General features: G+C 43.8%; 12 protein-coding genes and 7 pseudogenes. 7 read left to right on the top strand and 12 right to left on the bottom strand.

Annotation, left to right across the window (positions count from 1 at the left end):
* The first annotated feature begins 138 nt into the window (after nucleotides 1-138).
* Nucleotides 139-432, top strand: coding sequence for a hypothetical protein (locus tag O3W44_RS25160; protein ID WP_442954688.1), 294 nt, complete (start codon nucleotides 139-141; stop codon nucleotides 430-432).
* Here O3W44_RS25160 and O3W44_RS25165 read toward each other — a convergent pair.
* From O3W44_RS25165 to O3W44_RS22865, 5 genes and pseudogenes are all read right to left on the bottom strand, one after another.
* The gene (locus tag O3W44_RS25165; RefSeq protein ID WP_442954689.1) at nucleotides 421-558 is read right to left on the bottom strand and encodes a potassium-transporting ATPase subunit KdpA; all 138 of its coding nucleotides are present in this window, start codon (nucleotides 556-558) and stop codon (nucleotides 421-423) included. The genes O3W44_RS25160 and O3W44_RS25165 overlap by 12 nt on opposite strands.
* Before the next feature lie 211 nt (nucleotides 559-769).
* Nucleotides 770-1,270: pseudogene (locus O3W44_RS25170) on the bottom strand (potassium-transporting ATPase subunit KdpA); the annotation flags it as partial.
* A gap of 43 nt (nucleotides 1,271-1,313) precedes the next feature.
* Nucleotides 1,314-1,790, bottom strand: a pseudogene (locus O3W44_RS25175) (potassium-transporting ATPase subunit KdpA).
* A gap of 1,494 nt (nucleotides 1,791-3,284) precedes the next feature.
* Complete coding sequence (locus tag O3W44_RS22860; protein WP_269294990.1) at nucleotides 3,285-3,440, bottom strand: hypothetical protein; 156 nt, start codon at nucleotides 3,438-3,440, stop codon at nucleotides 3,285-3,287.
* A 178-nt stretch (nucleotides 3,441-3,618) separates the two neighbouring features.
* Nucleotides 3,619-4,581 (bottom strand): annotated as a pseudogene (locus tag O3W44_RS22865) (UV damage endonuclease UvsE).
* A 566-nt stretch (nucleotides 4,582-5,147) separates the two neighbouring features.
* Here O3W44_RS22865 and O3W44_RS22870 point away from each other — a divergent pair.
* From O3W44_RS22870 to O3W44_RS25180, 3 genes and pseudogenes are all read left to right on the top strand, one after another.
* Nucleotides 5,148-5,936, top strand: a pseudogene (locus O3W44_RS22870) (glucose 1-dehydrogenase).
* A gap of 710 nt (nucleotides 5,937-6,646) precedes the next feature.
* Nucleotides 6,647-6,973 (top strand): hypothetical protein, encoded by a 327-nt coding sequence (locus O3W44_RS22875; RefSeq protein WP_269294991.1) that lies wholly within the window; start codon nucleotides 6,647-6,649, stop codon nucleotides 6,971-6,973.
* Between the two features lie 329 nt (nucleotides 6,974-7,302).
* Nucleotides 7,303-8,201, top strand: a pseudogene (locus O3W44_RS25180) (ROK family protein).
* Nucleotides 8,202-9,150: 949 nt separating this feature from the next.
* On the opposite strand, the gene O3W44_RS25185 reads toward O3W44_RS25180, so the two are convergent.
* From O3W44_RS25185 to O3W44_RS22900, 4 genes are all read right to left on the bottom strand, one after another.
* Nucleotides 9,151-9,342, bottom strand: coding sequence for a hypothetical protein (locus O3W44_RS25185; RefSeq protein ID WP_442954690.1), 192 nt, complete (start codon nucleotides 9,340-9,342; stop codon nucleotides 9,151-9,153).
* Complete coding sequence (locus O3W44_RS22890) at nucleotides 9,336-9,737, bottom strand: hypothetical protein (RefSeq protein WP_269294993.1); 402 nt, start codon at nucleotides 9,735-9,737, stop codon at nucleotides 9,336-9,338. The genes O3W44_RS25185 and O3W44_RS22890 overlap by 7 nt, the downstream gene beginning before the upstream one ends.
* A gap of 136 nt (nucleotides 9,738-9,873) precedes the next feature.
* Nucleotides 9,874-10,122: a hypothetical protein gene (locus O3W44_RS22895; RefSeq protein WP_269294994.1), complete on the bottom strand. Its 249-nt coding sequence runs from the start codon at nucleotides 10,120-10,122 to the stop codon at nucleotides 9,874-9,876.
* 673 nt (nucleotides 10,123-10,795) lie between these two features.
* A complete protein-coding gene (locus O3W44_RS22900) occupies nucleotides 10,796-11,071 on the bottom strand; it encodes a hypothetical protein (RefSeq protein WP_269294995.1) in 276 nt (91 codons plus the stop codon).
* Nucleotides 11,072-11,718: 647 nt separating this feature from the next.
* Here O3W44_RS22900 and O3W44_RS22905 point away from each other — a divergent pair.
* Nucleotides 11,719-12,111, top strand: a complete 393-nt coding sequence (locus O3W44_RS22905) for a winged helix-turn-helix domain-containing protein (RefSeq protein ID WP_269294996.1) — start codon at nucleotides 11,719-11,721, stop codon at nucleotides 12,109-12,111.
* A 372-nt stretch (nucleotides 12,112-12,483) separates the two neighbouring features.
* Nucleotides 12,484-12,927 carry a hypothetical protein gene (locus tag O3W44_RS22910; RefSeq protein WP_269294997.1) on the top strand — a complete coding sequence of 148 codons (444 nt, stop codon included), beginning with the start codon at nucleotides 12,484-12,486 and terminating at the stop codon, nucleotides 12,925-12,927.
* Between the two features lie 215 nt (nucleotides 12,928-13,142).
* Here the strand turns inward: O3W44_RS22910 and O3W44_RS22915 are convergent, their stop codons facing one another.
* The 3 genes and pseudogenes from O3W44_RS22915 to O3W44_RS22925 all read right to left on the bottom strand — a co-directional run bounded on the left by O3W44_RS22915 (nucleotide 13,143) and on the right by O3W44_RS22925 (nucleotide 17,446).
* Entirely contained in the window at nucleotides 13,143-14,678 is a 1,536-nt protein-coding gene (locus O3W44_RS22915; RefSeq protein ID WP_269294998.1) for an FAD-dependent monooxygenase, read from the bottom strand.
* A 205-nt stretch (nucleotides 14,679-14,883) separates the two neighbouring features.
* Nucleotides 14,884-15,459, bottom strand: coding sequence for an NlpC/P60 family protein (locus O3W44_RS22920; RefSeq protein WP_269294999.1), 576 nt, complete (start codon nucleotides 15,457-15,459; stop codon nucleotides 14,884-14,886).
* A 929-nt stretch (nucleotides 15,460-16,388) separates the two neighbouring features.
* Nucleotides 16,389-17,446: pseudogene (locus tag O3W44_RS22925) on the bottom strand (RepB family plasmid replication initiator protein).
* Between the two features lie 1,814 nt (nucleotides 17,447-19,260).
* On the opposite strand from O3W44_RS22925, the pseudogene O3W44_RS22930 reads away from it, so the two are divergent.
* Nucleotides 19,261-20,464 (top strand): annotated as a pseudogene (locus O3W44_RS22930) (AAA family ATPase).
* Nucleotides 20,465-20,521 lie beyond the last annotated feature (57 nt).

The following is a 20,521-nucleotide window of genomic DNA, read 5'->3' on the forward strand; positions in this document are numbered from 1 at the left end:
ACAGTACGGTAAACCACAGCCAGAACAGGCTGATGGCAGCAGTAACACAGCCCCTGCTCCGTTGTGATTCACCACAGCCAGGTAACGTTGTCACCACGCTGCCCAGATAAATACACACAACATCACGGGATTACGAAATTGCCCGTGGATCAAAGCTTTGAACGCTTCGCCTCATCGCTGTCCGCGCACAGGGCCTGCGCTGCTGAGAAGAAAACTGATGTCCCCGGCGATTCTCCGGCAATTAATGTGTTAGCAACTGCATCTGTTCAGTCTCAGGCCCCAATGCGAGTGACGGGACAAAGGTCGCGCGCCAACCAGTATGGTGCCCGTCAACAGGCCAATAAACAGTGGACCGTGGTAGGAAGCGTCCCGGTGCTGGCGGGCTGCTTTTTTGGCCGCCAGCGGAACTGGCGATCATCATCACCGGAATAAAAGGCAAAAAGAGCGGCCCAGCAGACATGGCAACCGCCAGTAACAGGTTCCAGAGGGGGTATTGGCTGACAGTCCTGCAAAGGCACTGCCGTTATTATTTGCCGCAGAGGACAATGCATAGAGCACTTCACTGAACCCGTGCCGGCCCCGGGATTAAAAATGGCCGCCCGACCGGCATCACTCATCATCGCCAGCGCCGTTCCCAGCAGTACCAGCGCGGGCGCAATCAAGAATGTATATCGCGGCCATCTTCATCTCAGGCACGCCAATTTTTCTTACCCAAATACTCAGGCGTGCGGCCTATCATCAGCCCGGCATAAATACCGCAAGCAACACATTAATGTAGCATGCCATAAAAGCCCTGAACCGACCCCCACCAAACACCACTTCGCCCCAGTTGCATCAGCCACAGGGGGATCACATGCCCTCCCAGGGCAGTAAACGAATCATGCATGGCATTGACGGCGCCACGACGCGGCGGCGGTGGTCGATAACGGCAAACAGACTGGAGTTCAAAATACCGAAATCGCCTCTCTTTTCCTTCCCAGTTCATTGCGCTGTCAGACCAGCAGGGGCAAATGTGAACACCGCGCGCGTTTCAGCCAGGCATCACCAGAAGAGCGGCAACGACAAACATCATGACATCGTCCAGAGAAGCGTGTTTCCCCGGCGACGATCGAGCACGGTTTCCTCACCAAACGCAAAACAGAGTCGCAGCAGGAATGAGAAAATCATGACCATCTGACACAAAATTGGTTAAGGCAGTTGGATTTTCGGGATGAGCTGAGTTCGCATTAAAAGAAACCTCCGCCATTGGTGCCAATAATTTTGATCGCTTCCTGAGAGGCAACCGGCCCCATCGGCGTGTCTGACGAAGCCCTTCAAGCGTGGTGGCCGTCCAGGTAAGGCGTAAAATTTTGAATCACGCCTGACTGACCAGAAACGAGTGCCATTAGCAGTGACAGAGGAAATAAAATAAATAACGTGATACGTATCACATCACGCCATGCATTACCCAGTTGGTCTGTTTGCTGGCGGGGAAACCGCGCGGATCAAGGCAAATACCACCGCTATTCCGCTGGCTGCCGAAGAAATTTTGCCTGGCGAGGCCCACCCATCTGGCTCGGATAGCTCATGGTCGATTCACCCGCATATGACTGCCACGTTAGTATTGGTGACAAAACTGACCGCAGATTAAATGCTGATGCCATGACAGTACTCGAAAGTGTTGCGGATTGAAAGCATGGCACACGCCTTGTAGCATGAGAAGAGTAAAAAACAGGAAAATCATGCCAGCCAGATTGGGAAACAGGCATCAACAGGGCGAGCAAATATTGCCGTCCGTTCATCTCTTTCATCTGCACGCCACAAATCCGCCACAGCACGGCTTCGATCGCCGCAGTACCGGCTATAGCACGATTCCGAGAATTATTCCCGATAGCAAGCGCCCCAGAGGCTGAGAGCCAGGATCAACAGGAACACCAAGGAAACTGGCCAGCAATAAAAGCTTCCGTTGCCATCAAAATTCCTCCGCCCGGAAACAGGGCACAAACAATATAGCTCAGTAACAGACACACATCTAGCGTAATGCCGGTTATCATCTAATCCCATACTCACGGTGGATTCTCCTCGTTATTCATTCAGGAAGAGGTGCAAAAAATAAATATAAAAAGTTCGTTAAAGAATAATTGTAGGCATATAAAAAAACATAAAACTTAAAAAAATAACGCAGAAAATTAAATAACATTGTTGCGAAAATAAAAACCGCGCATTCTGTGTACTGTAATAGTGGCGCGAAGGCATTAAGAATAAATAAAATATATGTTACCGCTGTAAATCTCCGCTTTCGCCTGCTCGCTTTTTTTGACCCCGCGCTCTTGCTGGCGTCAAGGTTCAACGTCTCACGCCAGAGCATGCATCATCGTTTTTTATATCTTGCGAAAAAAATGGATACCGATATAACTCACCCCGGGACATGCATTAGACAACATAAAGGTTTAAATAACAATGAACGGTATCTTCTCATGTTTTACCCGGCAGTCGTCGGTTGATACGCTGCAGGCTTTTCAGAACACCATTGACAAAGCCAATAAAGACGGGCGGTAGTTCTCAAATTTGAATAATTTGCTAAGAGCCGTTAAGAACTCGCCTGAGCAGCTTACGCTTAATCAGTACAAAAAAGTTAAGGATAACGTCATCACACTGGAATGCTTTGCTGGAAAAACAGCATTACCAAATCTGCATACACAGAAAAAGATGCAAAAATTACCGAGGCATTCACTCAGGCAAGTCCTAAAGCTTCTTCATCCTGAAAGAGAAGTGAACGCATCGAGAGAGGCAACGCAAGCGCATACCGCAGTGATTAATCAAGCGTTAGAGAGCCTTAAGCACGCCCTCCCGGATCTGGAAAGTTGTGTGCACAACACACACGTTATGAAGTGGATTCGACGATCTCAAGCCTGCCCACATTAGCGTCCCGGCAAAGGCAAAGAGATGATTTCCCGCAACCATTTCTCTGCATTCGGTAAAAATACGGCTAATACCGTAGCCTGTTCCCGCCACATACGGAGCGCGCTGGAAAGATGTAATGGTTATCGTAGCCAGCAGTTTGACCATTCCGCTAAATCAACCTCGACATCGCTTTACAGAATCTGGGCAGGCAACAGGCTGACGCAAAGGAGATGTTAAGCCAGGCAACGGCATTTCCTGAAACATCGCGATAACGCTCTTACATTCAATCAAACCAGACCACACAGGTAAGCTTGAGCTCACTGCGTATCAGCAGGCTCTGCTGGATTTTGCACGGGCAAATACTTAACTGCATCGATGAACTGCGCGGCTGAAGCACATGGTCAGAAAATGGAAGTCGTTTTAAACGTTTCCTGACCATGCGTTTTGTTGCTGGCCTTAACGCCGCTCACCAGCATCATATGTGATGCCAGTGCATCGCCAGTAAGCGTCATACCGGTACTGTTTTCTGCCGCTTGTGCAACAGCGGTTTCCGGCATGAGCCGCCTGGTAAACGGCGGCTATGCTGGCTTAAACTCGCTTCGCAGGAACAAAAAAAATCCCTGTTTATCCCGACATTGCCATTATTAGCTGACCATCAACCGCGGGGACGGTTATTTGTGCGGCCCTGCTTTATGGCTGCGCGCAAAACGACTCGTGACTCCTGTCTGTGAAGGCTCAATATTCATACAGGCCTGTCTCTGGCGGGTTTTTCATTTTTACTTCACACATAATATCGAATTCGCTGAATGACAAAGCCCACTCATTCAGCGTGTCGTTAAAGTAATAATTTGAATGTGCTCTTAGCTTTGTTTTCGGTACGCCCAGCAGGGACTGTTCCGGCCACCCTTGATCGGGAATAATTCCCTCCTGAGAAATGGAATAATGCAGTACTGGCCTGACATCTTTCCAGGATTCTTTTACTACAGCGATCCGCGGGTCGTCAGGCTGGATGAACGCGTTCCTTCACCCAGTGATGATGAATATCCAGCACAATCGGGCACAGCGCCCCCCTTGCCTGTAGCACCTCATCCAGCGCGAACATGAAATCTCTCATCATTCTCAACGGTTAACATCAATTTCGTTCTTCAGGGCTGAGTTTGCCAAAAGAGTTCTTAAATCCTTCGAATCCTTTTTTTTGCCATTCATATGGATATTAATTTTAAATCACCGAAGGTTTGGCGCATACCCCATTAACTTTGCACACATTGAGCATGATATTCGACATCTTCGATTGCTCTTTCCACAACCAGTGGATTATCTGAAGCCAGAACAGAATATTGTCCGTAGATGCAAACGAAAAAGGCGTTATATTATTTTTCCTGGAAAAATCCCTGCATTTTTGAACAACGGATAAAGATCAGGCGAAACGTTTTATACAAAATCGTCGCGTCGGGAACCGTATAAAGAAGCGGAAGTAAATCACTTCCTAGCCTCATCATCCTCAGGGATCAGGCAATAACGCTAATTGTTCAAGCGTCAGAAAAAGGTTAGTTAAATTGACTGTCGCTAATTCATGAATGAGCTTTATTTTCTCTTCATCAGGCAAACTCAGAAAGCGTGTCCGGGTTGTGGCTCTGAAGGGAAAAACCTGCTTCAGTTCCGAATCAAGATATTTTTACACGCGAATCCTAATTTCATAACAGCCCTTAATTATTCATTTTATTTTAATTTTAAGCAAAAGATTTGAGAAATTACGCCTTGCCGCTATAAAAAATCACAGGAAGTCACCCGGCTATAAAAGAGAAATAACTTATTTATCTCATCTGCTCGCGCTTCTACTCCACATCGGCATCAATATAAGCCTTCGTTTTTTTTTCATACTTCCTGCCGCTCAGGCAATCGCCGCGCTTGTCTGAAGGCCCCGTGTGAAGAGTGGCTTTACCGGCACGGTACAAGTGGTTTCCACTCCAGCTTCTTACCGCCTCTGTCGCCCCTTCCATCATGCCTGAAGCCGCGTTCGCTTGATCTTAGCCTGATTAATTTCTGCCACCGGCTGGTTTGCCGAATCGAGGCAGCCTGCCCTATCCTTACTACGCTTTTGAATCCCGTTAACGTTGCGCAACGCGCTTATTGATCAACCAGGCGCAGTGTTAAATGAATCACGCGTCCCCTGTTTAGCCGGAGGTTTACAGTGGTGGCAATCGCCCCTATCCCCCCCTCTTCCCGAGCAACAACAAGATTGGCCTGGCGAAACCGCAAAAGAAATGCAACCTGCAACCCGATCATGGTGAGACCAGTTACAAAGGATCGGGCCGTTGGCTGGCAAAAGCCATCATTACCGGCGGTGAATTCCGGTATTGGTCGTGCGGTGGCCTAGCTTATGCCCGTGAAGGTGCAGATGTCTTAATTTCATATCTTGATGAACACGAAGACGCTGAAAGAAACCGCAAGACTGGTTGAAGAAGCCGGACAGAAAGCGATATTGGTCGCGGGTGATATTACCGAAGTTGAGAATTGTCAGCAGGTTGTCGACAAAGCTGTTGAGGCTTTTGGCGAAATCAATATTCTGGTCAATAACGCCGCGTTTCAAATGACGCGTGAGTCGCTCGATGAGATTAGCGATGACGAGTTTGATCGCACAATGAAAACCAATATCTACGCTATGTTCCGCATTACCAAAGCGGCGGTACCTCATATGCCTGCTGGCGGATCGATTATTAATACCGCTTCGATCAATGCCGATCAGCCAAAGCCTCTGCTAATCGCCTATTCAGCGACAAAAGCTGCGATTGTTAATTTTTCAGGCAGCCTGGCGGCATTACTGGCTGAAAAGGCATTCGCGCAAATGCAGTTGCGCCGGGACCCATTTGGACCCCCTGATCCCAACGACAATGCCAACCGAGAAAGTCAAAAGCTTTGGCAGCGAAGTCCCACTGAAGCGTGCTGGCCAGCCTGCTGAGTTGGCGCCAACCTACGTAATGCTGGCAAGCGATGAGGCCAGCTATATCTCAGGCGCGACGATTGCGGTAACCGGCGGTGTTGCTGTCATTTAATCATCAGGTTTAATGCCTGGCGCTCACAGAAGGAGCTGAACCATGAAAGCCTGTCCTTTGTGGCTGTCATTACCGATGGCTTATCATATTTTTGGCGGTGATTTGATCAAGACGCAGCTAGGGCAAACAAGGGCTGCCTGATAAGCGTATCGCTGAAACCTGGGAAGTCAGCGATGTAGATGGCATGAACGCCACGGTGAAAAACGGGGGATCTGGCAGGTAAAACGCTGCGTGAGCTTACTGAGCGTTATCCTGATGAACTGGTCGCGCCAAGCTGGCGCGGCCCCATTTTCCACTGCTGACAAAGTTTATTGATGCCTCATCGATGCTGCCGGTACATCTGCATGCCAATGATGATGCAGCCCAACGGCTTGAACAACAGCCCAACGGTAAAACCGAAGCCTGGCATATTCTTTTGGGCTGCTCCGGATACAAGCTGTCTGGCCGGTATTAAACCTGGCGTTAACAGCGAGCAAATACGCAAAGCGTTACTCGCTGAAAAATATGATGATGTTATGCAGCGTAAGGCTGTCAGAACGGGTGATACGTTTTATATCCCCTGGCGGAATGCTGCACTCATTTGGCCCACATACCCTGATCTACGAAATTGAGCAGACCTCGGATATTCAGCAGCACGCTATGCCATGGAAAATGGAGGATGGCAGCAAAATCTCATCATCAGAGCGTGAAAAAAAAATATAGATGCGCTGATGGCAGAACTTCGCCCTGAATTAACAACCGAGCCACATCCGGGCCTGACGCTTACTCAGAATGCAGATATTACGCGGCTGTTCTGCTGTGCAGGCCCTTACTTCGCGCTTGAACGCTGGCGGCTGCAGGGCAGATACACTTACCCCTTTACGGGCGTGCGCATCATTTCCAGTATTGGCGAACCCGTAAAATTCGAAGCTGCGGGTGAAAGCTGGACACTGGCTCGCGCAGAAACCGTGTTATTACCCGCTGCGCTTGGCGAAGTAACTTTTAACGGGCCGGGGAAATCCTGGTGGGCTATGTACCCAATCTGCAAGATAATGTGATTGCACCTTTGCTGGCGCGTGGATATGACTTACAGAGTATTGAGCAGCTGGGAGATATACACGGAAAACAGAAATAAAGTGGCCACTTCCTGTTTCCACGTTGTCACTGGCGACAGCCCTGTCCCCACTTATTGCTCAGGCCAAAAATTCAGTGGCTGACTAAACGCAGCTTATGCATACAGCAGCGCCATTTTTTCATCTCCCTCTGTGCCTCAATGAAAATGCTCAGCCAGCTTCCCGCTTGTGCTGCCAGTAAATGCCGTTATCAGCCATTCTCATTAACCCTAAACTATACTTGTAGCCATTATTAAGCCGTTTAAGGAATGAAGATGAAGATTGCAGCTTTTGGATATTGGAGGCACCTCGTTGAAAATGGGGTCATCACGGATAAAGGCGACATAAGGCATCAGGATAAGGCTGATATATCACATAATTCACGCGATAAAATTCTTAATGAGATACTGGACTGGCTTAAAAACAATCCCGGCTGTGAAGGGATCGCAGTTAGCGTTCCCGGTTACGTAGATTCAAAAAAGCGGCTTTATTTCAATGGGAGGAACAGTCCGGGAATTTGATGGGTTTCATCTCAGCCAGTGGTTAACAGAAAAACCTCTCTTCCGGTCAGTGTGGAAAATGATGCGCATTGTGCGTTATTAGCTGAACGCTGGCTTGGAAAAGCAAAAAATATGTCCGATTTCCTGATGTTAACTATTGGTACGGGTTTAGGTGGGGCAGCATTTTGTAACAACGCCCTGATTCGCGGTAAGCGCGATCGCGCTGGCGAATTTGGCTGCATCCTGACGTCGCGACCGGCAAGCAGTCACGTGACACATTATACAATGAGTAAAACCTGCACCATGACAGCCCTGCGTGAATACTACTGTCTGCAAAAGATATCCCCAGCGAGGAGATTAGCGGTAAAGAAGTATTCGACCAGTTCGACCAGGGCGATCCGATAGCCAGCAGACTGGTTACCACTTTCTATCAGGACCTGAGTGCTGGTCTCTATAATTTGGCCGCAGTGTTTGATCCGGACACTATTTTTATAGGCGGCGGTATTGCCGAACGCGAATCGTTTCTCGAAGAGGTCAGGTTCCATCTTGAATGGTTCAGTACGGATATCAAGGTGGATACCGCGACCTATGGCAACGAGTCGGGTATGTTGGGCGCCGTTTATCATTTCCTTAAAACGCAGGGAACAGTAACAGTGCGTAAAACCCGCTGTTGATATCTTAACAGCGGTTTCGCTGCAGCACGATTTTGCAGCCAAACTGTAATCTTTTGATTTTCAAATTACGATTTGTTCGCCAGGTCGTTAAGGGCAGATACAGTGATATCAGCATGGCTGTTTAGCAACCGTCAGCCGCTATGTAAAATGATTGTATTACCCATTGACCTTATTAAATTTATCAACCGGGGCTTGACTCAGATATGAAAAGTGCAAAAAGCAAAAACGCTGGATGAAGTGAATCAAAAAACTGCACAGCGGTGATTATAAAGAGGTAATAGTTGATTTTGATATCAGCAGTGATGACTTTTTTTCTCTGTCTGATTACTGGTGTGAGCGCGGAGCAAAAATCAAGAAAGAGGGTGAGCGATTTCTGGTTAAGCTCTCAAAAAATCCCCCTTCAGCTAATTAATGTTTTTTATCGACAAAAAATTCAGAAAAGTAAACCCAGCCTGATAAAACATTCACAGACCTTATAATTAAGAGGCTGTTTCATAGCGCAAACAAAAGGCTTCGGGTGCTCGAAATTTTTTGGCAAAATGACTAACATACAGCGTGCCGTAAAAAGATTAAAGATATATTTCAAGCAGTTAAAATGGACACTTTGCAAGCCAGCCATTGCTGCCCGTATAATCAGCGTGCCGCTATCAACGAATCGCTCGCAGTTTTTCTCTCCTGGAAGAGTAGATCGTTCAGGACGCCATACTAAAGCCTGTAAAATATGGCTGGCACGCTTTCAATCCAGTATATTATGCTATTCACCACGACATCATTCTTGTAAAGCTTTTTGCGTAATGCCTGTACAATGCTATACAAGACAGATGTGAGCCAGGCTAAAATAAAAATTTTAGAGATGCCATATATTCATCCTTTACAGGATTTAAAAATAGCAGGTAAGACTGTTTCAATGCGGATGCCAGCTACTCAAAATCTTCCTGCACGCAAAAAATTAACTATTAAGCCTGTCTTTATGCGTACTACAGGCTATAGAAACATATATTTTAAGCATTTTGAGATTATGCGTGTTTATGCTTTTTATTCCTGCTCGTCTGAAAACACAAAACTTATGGCCGCTTACCGTCTTTTTATTGATCGTCAAAATTGTTGAGATGCTGTTTTGTGATAATCCGTTAATCAACAATCGAAAAATCGCTTTTGATTTCCAACCATCATTTCAGGTATAGCATTTTTTAAATGAAGCCATCTTTTGATGATACTCCACATATCAGACAAAGCTTCATGACGTGAGATAAATAAAAACTTTTGACCTGCCCGGGTAAAGCTTCCCCGCTTCGTGTCACATAAAAAAACCACTGTCGGGTACCCATCACACATTTTCAATAACACTTCGCAAGGCATATCATAAAGCAGATCAATAATCAGAATCTCATTCTGCCTGTAAGTTAATTCATACAGACTGGCCTTTTTATCTGTCGGATTGGTTACAGAAGGCCTGGATCCAGCAATGTTATTTTCAACGTTTGGTTGAACCCCTGCTTGTAAAAATCGATCCTCTGTAAGGAGCTTCAGTTCCATTGCTAACCTCATCATTTCATTTTTCTAAAATTTCTTTTCACAGAACATCTTATTTAGCTGCTTTCGCAAAATAAAATTTGTGTGGCACTAACAGCAATGACAAAACCGCCCGACTTTTGTGGGAAAATATCCAGATTCATTTCAGCATTCTTTTCATAAAAAAAGCGGGGAACAACGATTTAAAAACTGCTTTATTTTCAGGTGAAGCGTTGACGCTATCAGTAGGTAATAAATTTATATCAGAGTTGGTAAATTTATAATTGTAGCCCTCTTTCCGATAGTTGAAACTGACCTTTCTGTTTATGTAGACTTTCTCTCCCTGAGCCTGAAATGTTCCCTGCAGAAATGCCTGACCACGAGAACGGTTAGCAATCAGGGTATTCACCACATAACTTTCTGATTGGGCTGCAGAAAAGTTATGCAAACGATAGCTGCACGAGAGATTCGTTCTGTTGAATGTATCTGCATACATAAAAATACAGAAAGCAAAAGTAAAACAAAACCAGGAGTATTTTTTTATTCATGATGACTTCCCAGTCATAAAGTATGAAACACAACGAGCATCAGGCGTCTTTTGCAAATCAAGTTTGCAAGAAATATAGGATAAGTTATCAATATTTTTTAGTTTTGTAATATACACATGAGGGTAGTTTTTATTACAAGAGATGCCAAACAAATCATTGGTTTTTTTAGCATCACCATGCATACTTTTGTTGAAGTAATATTCACACCCATCAACGCTTATTTGCTTCACATAATTACTTGAAAAATAATTTATTTTATCCTGACTCTTATACAAACCGTAATAGTAGGTTGATGCGCTTACAACGAGCATCATGAAAACTAAAGCATAGAAAATAAAATGTATCGTCCTTCTTGATCTAATATCGGATGAGATGACTTTATTTTTCAGTAAAACAGACTCCAAAACTGGATCGTTCTCTTCCTTTTTTCAGCCTGTATTTCGTCTTTTTCCTGAGAAACTATTTTTCCATTAATCTTGTAACCTACCCGAGGGACGGTCTCTATGATATCGCATAATTCGTTTTCAACGAGACCTAAACTCCGACGAACAATAAGAATATTTTGATAAAGCGTATTAGACGTTTTTTCTCTTTACCTTTATTCCCCCATACATAAGGATAAAATTCCTTCTGAGTGACAATATCAGGATGCTTTTCAATGATAAGTTGAAGACAACGTGATGCTGGGGCGCTAAGGCGGATCTGATGATTTATATCTTCAGTACGTCGCAACAGGTTCAAACTGGGGATAAACTCTACCCTTCCGTCTATAGTATAATTTACTTCCTTTTTTCCTGGTAAGGTTCCCATTTAATAATCTCCATTGAAAACAACAAAATCATTACCTTGACATGCCGTTCCCATAACAGCTTAAGCTGTATAAAATTCACGATATGTTTATCTTTATCGAAAAGACTTTAGCATTGCATAAATAAAAAGGCACAAAGAATGGCATTAAACAGCCGACCTTTTCCTTATTAAGGAGCAATCAAAAAAATAATTTCCCTTAAGTAAACCTCTTCGCTTAAAAAGCTTAGTCCGTTGACAAACCTTCTATATTAATCACTTCACTCATGGGGATAAGATGCGATAGTATTTTGAAAAAACCGCGTGCGGAAACCAGAGCTATCTCCTTGAATTTAAAAGTTAAGTACTGCGATCGGGCGTTACCAAACTTCATATTTAATTTAAATATTATTTCACATTACGATATCAGATTTATAATAAAATTCATTATAGTAACGTATCAATGCCCCGGCTTCTTATATGTTAATATTATGTTGACCTGATAAATAAAAGTGATTCCTCTCTCGAAAATCAAAAAAACCTTTGTATTCTCCAGGGCTTTTAGTATGCTTATTAATATATAAGGAAATAAATTCATCTATGAGGGGGCATAATTTGGATGAAGTAACTTCAACGCATCACTGTTACAGGCTAAATGATTTAATCGAATTTTGTCCTTTAACAAAACATTACGTAGCCTGGTCAATGCTGAGGCTCACACCACGCTCACGGCGCCAGCCGCTCTTTGTCTCAAGCTTTTGTTAGAAAAACATTCTGAGGTCGTCTTACAAAAAGAGTTTTACCCCTACGTCTGGGGAAAGGAGGGAGAAAGAACCACGACGAATACTCTCTACCAAAACATATCACTGGTCCGTCGCGGTTTGAGTTATATCGAGAATGATTTTGGTAATGTTGTTCAAACTATACCCCGTCAAGGTTTTAAACTCGATGACGCTCTCAAAGTTGAGTTAATCCCCGGTTTAGAGTTACACACGCAGCTGACTGTTAAAAACGTAATTAACTCACAAAAAAATGCCAGCCTCCCGTTGAATTTTTTTTTTTAAAAAAGACGGTGCTTGTAAGTTCCACATTCGTTGCTCTGGCCATGATTTATTTATTTTTCATCACCAAAGGGAGTTGGGGAGATAAAAATTTCTTTGACCATTATCTTTTCCTTAGCAAGAGTGGGAAGTGTAATTTTTACATAAACAGTGACGCGCATGACAGTATTCGTCACAATGAAATTATTCAATCACAATCTTTCAACTGCTTGAAATATCCTTACATTTATCTAACAGCTTATCACGGAATCAATTCAGCAACATTTACTGCTTGCCAGCGTTCCTTAACAAAATATGGCGATGCAAACTGTGCTACTACTTATATCAGGGAGATAAAGTGAAAATCCTTAACCGTAAAGGCGTTGCTGCACTCTTTTGTTTAGTTTTATTAAGCGGCGTTTTTTTATTTCAAATAATAAGCATGATAACTTTACATGTATCTCACGCTTATATGTTGAACAGGGAGGATATGATTACACTATTATCAATCATTTTATAGATAACGATGGTGAAGGTAAAAGCATTATCCAGGGACGGCGCATTGATAAGAATGGCCGGGTCGAAAACATTCATCGAAAAATTGAATTTGATTATAGTAAAAGAGGAAAAGAGTATACTTTTGTCAGCAATGACATTAGCTTATTGCCGGGCGATCAGATCGGTAGCAGTGATGAAATCAACCAGAGCCTTAAAAAACAGTTTCAGAGCTTTTATCTGGGAAAAGGTGCGGTGCTACGGCTACGCATTTACCCTCAGGGTAAAAATGGCAGCGTATTTGTTAACAGTAATACGCTAAATTTTTATTGCGATAAAGTATGATAAACCCCCAAATTAACCTCTGGAGCTCAAAGCTGTCTGTGAATAACAACATGTTATCTGCATTCGCTGGTTAAAAATCTCGTTTCGCAAAAACTTATTGTTAACATTTTTTTAATGAAAATCATCGATGACCAAATCATCTTATATAGTTGGTTTTAATAGCATTGATTATTCATCCTAACACTTGTGGTTTCCGATACTTTCAGTTATCTGTTTCATGCACCCGATCGTTTAAATGTTATTTTAGATTTAACATACCATGACTGCAGGTTAGCAAGATGATTATTTGATGAGGCCAGCGCAACATATCCATCGGGTCGGATAAGGTAAAGGGCATTTTGCGCCAGACCAAACTGGGCATAAGTTTCATGCCAGTTGAAGTGTTCTACCACGACGCCAACCTGATGGCACCATTCTGCAACGTTATCCGAAAATTCGCCGTAAATATGAACCTGCCATTTTAAAGTTTGCAAGCTGGCGAAGTTATTTATCATTTCATTTTTTACCCAGGGCAGGCGATCGCCCCCGGAAACGTTGCCAGCCTTTCCTTCACTCAATGTTGAGTGCCGATAATTCAGACTTATTTGTGATAACACCGAAAAAAGACGTTTTTGCAATGCGGGTATATGATACGCCGTAGAGGCTATAAAAGGAAAAAACAGACTGCGAAAACCGGTTGCCAGTAAAGTTTTGCCATTGATGATGCTGAATGCTTTATCGGTAGTTTTCACCAGTTTATAGGCAAATTTTTGCCGTTCAGTCTGATATGTTTTGAGCAGGCTTTCTGAAGCCTCATTTTTAACAACTGCTGCCAGTTTCCAGGCCAGATTCACCGCGTCACCAATGCCTGTATTCATGCCCTGCCCACCGACGGGACTGTGCACATGTGCCGCATCGCCAAGAAGAAAAACGTTATTATGCTGAAAATTTTTGGCAACCCGATGATGAACACGATATTCAGAAAACCAGTTAACTGTTGAGACCTTCAGGCTGAGATTTTTGACACAGCGTGAATTGATATCGTCAAACGCATATTCGCCACGTTTAGTATATTTATCAGGCTTAAAAGTACCAATCAGGCGCATCTTGTTTTGTTGTCCATAAGGTAAAACCACAAGGAAATCAGTCCGCTCAAGGGCAATATGCGCTTCCTTGTCTGCTGCTTTTCCCGTTGCTTCTACGTCCGCAACATAATAGAGCTTGTCGTAAGTTCCTCCTTCAAACGAAACCTGCAATATCTCTCTCACCCGCGAGTGCGCACCGTCACAGCCAGCTAAAAATTGCGCCTCAATTTTATTAATACTGCCATCAGCGTTTCGTATTGAAGCAACGATACCCTCTCTGTTCTGCGTAAAGTCGATAAGCTCCGTGTTGCGCTCAATGTTGATACCAACAGACTGTAAATAGCGTTCAAGTAAAGCTTCATGGCTATCCTGAGGAAAAATTAACAGCCAGGGATAAGGCGTCAGCGTATCGCCTATTGCATCAAATATAAAACGCGCTTTTCTTTTGCCATTGACATGCAAATTGACATGGGTATCGCGATTTCCCAGTTTGACCAGTTCATCTGCTAAACCGATTTGTTGATAGAGTTCCAGGGTGCGTGCATGGACGACCATCGCGCGTGATTGCGTTACATGGCTGTCGAGCTTATCGATTATCCTCACTGTTATACCCAGCCTATTTAGCCACAGTGCCAATACCAGTCCTGTTGGACCCGCTCCCGTAATAAAAACCTGGGTTTTTGACATGTGGCCTCCGGCTTTTAACGCGCGTTTACGCAGTTATCATTACTGGCAAGCAATTCAATATCCACTTCACCGACATTATTAGCGTAATACAGTGGTAATAAGATGGGATAAAACATCCAGTAAAAGCCAGAAACAGAGTGTTTTCAATCTGACAGACGTAACGACCAGGACTTTGAGCGCCAGTCATTATCGGATGATATCGGCGCTAATTCTTAGCTAACAGATCATGCTGCTGGGCAGAATTGAAAGATATTTCTGCTTTGTATTCACCAGGAAGTCGCCGGGCCTGATAAAAAACGGATTTCCAGTAACTGTTACGTAATGAGGACCGTATAACGCCTTTACTGTAGGACGCATGAAAGAAATGCTGGTTAGTGTCATAAAATCCAACATGCAACTGACGATGAATGCGGAAAAAGACCAGATCTCCCGGCACGAGTTGTTTTTTGCTGACGGGTTTTCCCATGTGAATAAGCTGTCGGGTAGTGACTCTTTCTAGCGGAAGATTGAATCTGTCTTTGAGGGTTCTCCATACAAACCCAGAGCAATCCACGCCCTTAAGGTCTGTCCCTCCCCAGTGATAAGGTGTGCCCTGCCAGGAATACATCTGGTCATGCAACGCCGCAATAACAGAGATGAGATCGGAATCCTGCTGTGAGTTTAATGAAGTTTTGTTGCCGCCTTTATCAGGTTTTTGATGAGCGGTAGAAACATCAGAGGAACAGGCTGTTAACGTGATGACAGCAGCAAATAAAATTGCTCCTGATACTTCTTTAAACATGAGACTTAATACCTGCTTGAAAGAGAAGTGTTATAGCTCGCTTTATGCCTTACTGGCAGAAATTATTGTACTGTAAAAAGTATATAAATACCCTCGCCCTCTTACTTAACTTTACAATTTAAAATAACAACCTAATATTATTAATATTGGCAATAATTTCAATTGGTTATATTATATATTTTTAATTTTCTCTTTATTTCAGACAGGAATTGCGTAATAACCGCAGCTTTAGCATGTAGGAATTTTAAAATATCTGGTAAATCTTTTTTTTTATTTTGAGAGCTCCTCTTACGCATTGTTTCTGTTAAAAACTAGATGGGCACTGATTTATGGATAACGTTGCCTGGCAGCTACTTCAGTTAGATCCGTGATGAAAGTGACGCGAAAGCCTCCTGTAGACGTCGAGCCATGAAATTTTTTGCAATGACCTGTTATCCATGCCCTGCTTCGCTTGTTATTGACAGTTTTTAACAACCACTGAAGGGAGATAATGCGCTGATCCACAACGTTTGGGGATCGCTATCCACTGTAGCGAGCATCTGTACGCCGACAACCCCTGCCAACAACCACTGTAGTAAGTACACACATTTTAATAACCACTATAGAGAGTAAAACTTTCCAGTAACCACTATAACGAGAGCACACAAGGCACTTTAAAAGACATGATCCCATAGTCCGCATTATGGAAGCCCAAACAGATGGCATCGCGATTGTGATTATGGAATTACTGATATGTTTTGTGGCGCGGCTTTGCTGGCGAGTTGCACTACAGCTCAGCTTCAAATAACCACTATAGAGAGCATAGCTACTCACTACAGTGGTTGGTCTCTCACTGTAGTGGATAACCACGCCGGTAGGAACATTCTCGCTACAGTCGATAGATCATTTCTGACTACAATGGATAGACAGAACGTTACTCGCTATAGTGGTTATCGATTTTTACTTTTTCTTATTTTTTCAAGCAATTCAAGCTCTTCAGGAGAAAGCATGACCATCTCCCCTTCTTGCCTGGTTTGCTGTTTTTTCACAGCTGGCTTAACTGGGAGTGAATCAATAGTACTGTCAATGTCATCATCTGACAGATCCGGCAAACTGAGTGGGATATCCGCAGGTCTTAGTTTAGGACGGCGATAGTGCACGCAAAAGTAAACCGTGTTGCCTTTTTTGACCTCTGTATAATCCAGATAACCAATCTCTTTCAGTTGCTCCATCGCCTTTCTGACGGTAGCGTTCTGAGTAATGGTGCGTGATGTGAGGTTTAATCTTGCCCGCAAACGTGCCATTGAAATGGGTGCAGGATCGGGCGGCAGGCTTTCAATGAATGTGTAGAGAGCCTGAGCAGACTCTTTACGAGATAATTCATTTATCGCTCTGAGCTGCAGCAAGACTTTTTTATCAAACTGGTAGAGTTCAAAGATTTTCGGATCTGCCTGAAGCGTGACGCTGTCATTTTTCGCGCTGTATTTTGCCGACTGAACAAGGTGCGTCACGTAGTACTCCCTTCTTTATTGCTGAAAGAGAGAGTATTGGTCGCAATACGAGTTAAAGACGCATCCAGACGGCTTCTGAGCTTCGCTGAGGAACGTACAGAAGGTATGCCACAGAGTTTTGCAAAATCAACGAACGGCAGCGTTACGCTGTCTCCCAGGACCTTGTATTTAGCAAAGGCATGAATGATCCCGACCCATGTTTTAAAGTCATTATCCATGTCCAGTCGGGCGCCCATGATCTTTATGTTCTCATATCCCTCAGACTTAACGATCGATAACTGTTTCAGTTCATCTGTCACATCCATTGTAGAGGTCTGATTCTGCCTGCCGCGATTCGTTGATTTAAGCGTAGGGACAAACAAACCAAGCCTCATCAACGCCACTGGCTGGACGGTGTTATTGCTGTTAGGTGTGAGGTTGATAACTTCGCCAGTGCGTTTATCAGTTTCACTGAAAGCGTCAGTTATCGCCCTGTTTTCTTGTTCTTTCTTCGGCATGGGATTTCCGTGACAGGAACAAGCGATAGTCGCCGTTACTCGATACAGTGGATACTAGCACTCACTACAGTGGATAAGCTACTCGCCACAGTGGATTATTTACTCTCTCTAGTGGTTGTTCTTCTCACTATAGAGGTTAGTGATCAGAGCTAAAGTCACGTATACCCACGGTTAAACTGAAAACAGGGATTTTCAGAATATTATGTAAGTTTGAAACGGGCTCAGCTTTGTAGTCACGTCATAATTTAGCTCAGCAAAATCAGTGCATAAAAACAGCAAACTTATTGCCGTCTCTCTGGATGTCTTACTGTGAGCTGTGTCGGGAGGGGTTTCACCGGGCTTATCCCGGATTCAATTGATTCACAACCTTATTGCTTATTTACTCACTACAGTGGTTGTGACCTTCTCGCCAGCGTGGTTGGTAACGCTCGCTACAGTGGTTGATCGACTCACTACAGTGGTTATTCTACTCTCTATAGTGGTTAACGATCCCCTTTCAGGCCTTTTGTACCAAGGGCTAACAAGGTACGGGGATCTTTATAGGATCTAATAAGGATCTCATTAGGATCAAGTAATTGGATCTGGCCTGTGGATAATGAGGATAACCAGCTAAAAATGTACTGACATATTTTGGTCAGATTCCTGTCAACTGGCTTACAGGTTTTAAACACACGCAGCCCTGCTGACTTACGATTAAGCACCAGCATAAAACCAGATATCGGCTGATGAACCTTTTTAGTCTGTAATGAAAACTCTTACTGCCTGGCCAGTCTTACCACTGCTATTTTTCAGACAACTGATTCACTCCCTTCAGAACACACCTTTTCCTTTAATGAGATGAGCGGGCATCATGTTACCGTGATAAAAATTTCCTATTCACACTCTCATTTTTAATGTTATCACCATGATTTTTTACTTATAACATATTGATAATAATAGATTTAATTAAAATTTTCAGGGTGAAATCACCCCTTCTTGACCGATTTTATTGGTATTATGTCCATAAAATTCATGGTTTATTAAAGTTAATGCTGCTGAGCTTCACAAGCTAAATTAACTGACCTTTTTACATCAGAAATTGATCCTGTGAATTGGCATCTGTACAACAGCGACTTAATGTAATAAACATGACAGGTTAAAGTGCTTCTGGATTTGAGTTATCCATGTTCTGCTACTGCTGTTTTCTTCATAACAGGGCGACGACAAACCCTTTTCTAACCTACTTTCCACTTTAGCAAAATCATTTACACGCTTTGTCTTTCTGCGAGTCATAATGTGTCCAGCGATGTATCTCTCTCAATTAGCGTTATCGTTAATACCGAAATCGAAGGATGCATTATTTTCAATGTTGCCTGACATGTTCCTCAATCTGTTAGCCGTATTTAAAAACGCGCCGATTTTCACCAAACGATTATTGACTTAACCATATGATAAATAATTATTTTTTTGAAATTTTCATTATGAAAACACCGCTGCAATACAGTAAATTTTCTGCCGTGGCCCTTCGAAAAACTTTCTACGGAACAGGACCATTGAGTTAACCTGGCCTTACCTGACTCATTTTCCTTTGCAATACGACAACTAACCCTTCTGCCGATTTATTACGGAACGGTCCAAAAACAGATTTTCCCGGCACAATTTAGAACCTGTGCTACACGTAACAAAAGAGCGTCTCTCTTATTCCGGCAGTGTTATAAAATGCACTCCTCATCCAGCAAGTAGAAAAAAATCCAGGTTTTTGTGATTTTTCTAAAAAATTGGCAGGTTTTTGTTTTTTGTGTAGTATGCCAAAAAACATTATCTGCGAGGGGCTTATGAAGCGTGATTACGGTGGCGTACTTGAGATGGCAAAACGCGCCAACACCATGCTGCATGGATTGAGCAATCATATTGAGCAGCAACGTCAGGAATTCAACCAAACAGGTTTTTACCAAACGTTCTCACGTAATGCTGTTGCCAACATGCCATTGCTAAGTAAACATGCTGTGGTGGCGGCCATAGGTGACATGGAAGAAAAAGGGTACCTTTTTGGCAAGAAGCAAACCGGTAGTACTTCACAATACGCATTAAGCCTGCAAAACGTCATCGACATTTATCATCACCGGAAAGTACCGAAATATCGTGACAGGCATAAGGGCCCGTTTGTGGTTTTTGTGGTCAGCCTGAAAGGGGGTGTTTCTAAAACGGTGAGTACCGTAACCCTTGCTCATGGTATGCGTGCCCATCCGGCAATGTTGCACAACGATCTGCGAATTCTGGTGATTGACCTGGACCCTCAGGCCTCAAGCACAATGTTTTTAAGTCATACCAACAGTGTAGGATCCGTACTGGAAACTGCTGCACAGGCAATGTTGAATGACCTTGATGCTGAACAGCTGCGTAGTCAGTTTATCAAACCAACTGTCATGCCTGGCGTAGATGTTATCCCTGCCTCTATTGATGACGGTTTCGTGGCAAGCGACTGGGACGCGCTGGTGGAAGAGCATTTACCGGGTGTTGCTCCATCTGAAGTACTACGTCGAAACGTGATTGACAGACTGGCTGATGACTACGATTTTATTTTTTGTCGATACTGGTCCACATCTTGACTCATTTATGCTCAATGCCATTGCAGCGAGTGATATTTTATTAACCCCTACTCCGCCTGCTCAGGTCGATTTCCACTCTACGATGAAATACCTGACACGCTTACCTGAAATGCTCGAACGCATAGAGGCAGAGGGAGTGGAGCCTCGCCTGAAAGCCAACATCGGCTTCATGTCCAAAATGACCTCCAAGCACGATCATCTCACCTCGCAAAGCTATGCTCGCGAAGTGTTTACAAAATCAATGTTAGATGCTGGCTTACCTCGACTTGATGGGTTTGAGCGTTGTGGTGAATCTTTTGATACGGTGATTAGCGCAAATCCAACCTCCTATCCAGGCAGTGCTGATGCATTACGTAAAGCAAAACATGAAGCTGAGCAGTTCTCCCGGGCTGTTTTTGACCGCATCGAATACATCAGGAGCACGCTGTGAGCGAACATAAACAGTTAAAGCGGATCGGCAGAACGTTAGGGCAATCCGCGATTGCCA

The sequence above is a fragment of the Pantoea sp. LMR881 genome, assembly GCF_027157825.1.
Taxonomy (GTDB): Bacteria; Pseudomonadota; Gammaproteobacteria; order Enterobacterales; family Enterobacteriaceae; genus Pantoea; species Pantoea haifensis.

Coding starts and splice junctions, on each gene's coding strand:
- O3W44_RS22900 (WP_269294995.1), bottom strand. CDS start 11,071: ATGGGAACCTTACCAGGAAAAAAGGAAGTAAATTATACTATAGACGGA.
- O3W44_RS22920 (WP_269294999.1), bottom strand. CDS start 15,459: ATGTTTAAAGAAGTATCAGGAGCAATTTTATTTGCTGCTGTCATCACG.
- O3W44_RS22890 (WP_269294993.1), bottom strand. CDS start 9,737: ATGGAACTGAAGCTCCTTACAGAGGATCGATTTTTACAAGCAGGGGTT.
- O3W44_RS22875 (WP_269294991.1), top strand. CDS start 6,647: ATGGCAGAACTTCGCCCTGAATTAACAACCGAGCCACATCCGGGCCTG.
- O3W44_RS22915 (WP_269294998.1), bottom strand. CDS start 14,678: ATGTCAAAAACCCAGGTTTTTATTACGGGAGCGGGTCCAACAGGACTG.
- O3W44_RS22860 (WP_269294990.1), bottom strand. CDS start 3,440: ATGCCGGAAACCGCTGTTGCACAAGCGGCAGAAAACAGTACCGGTATG.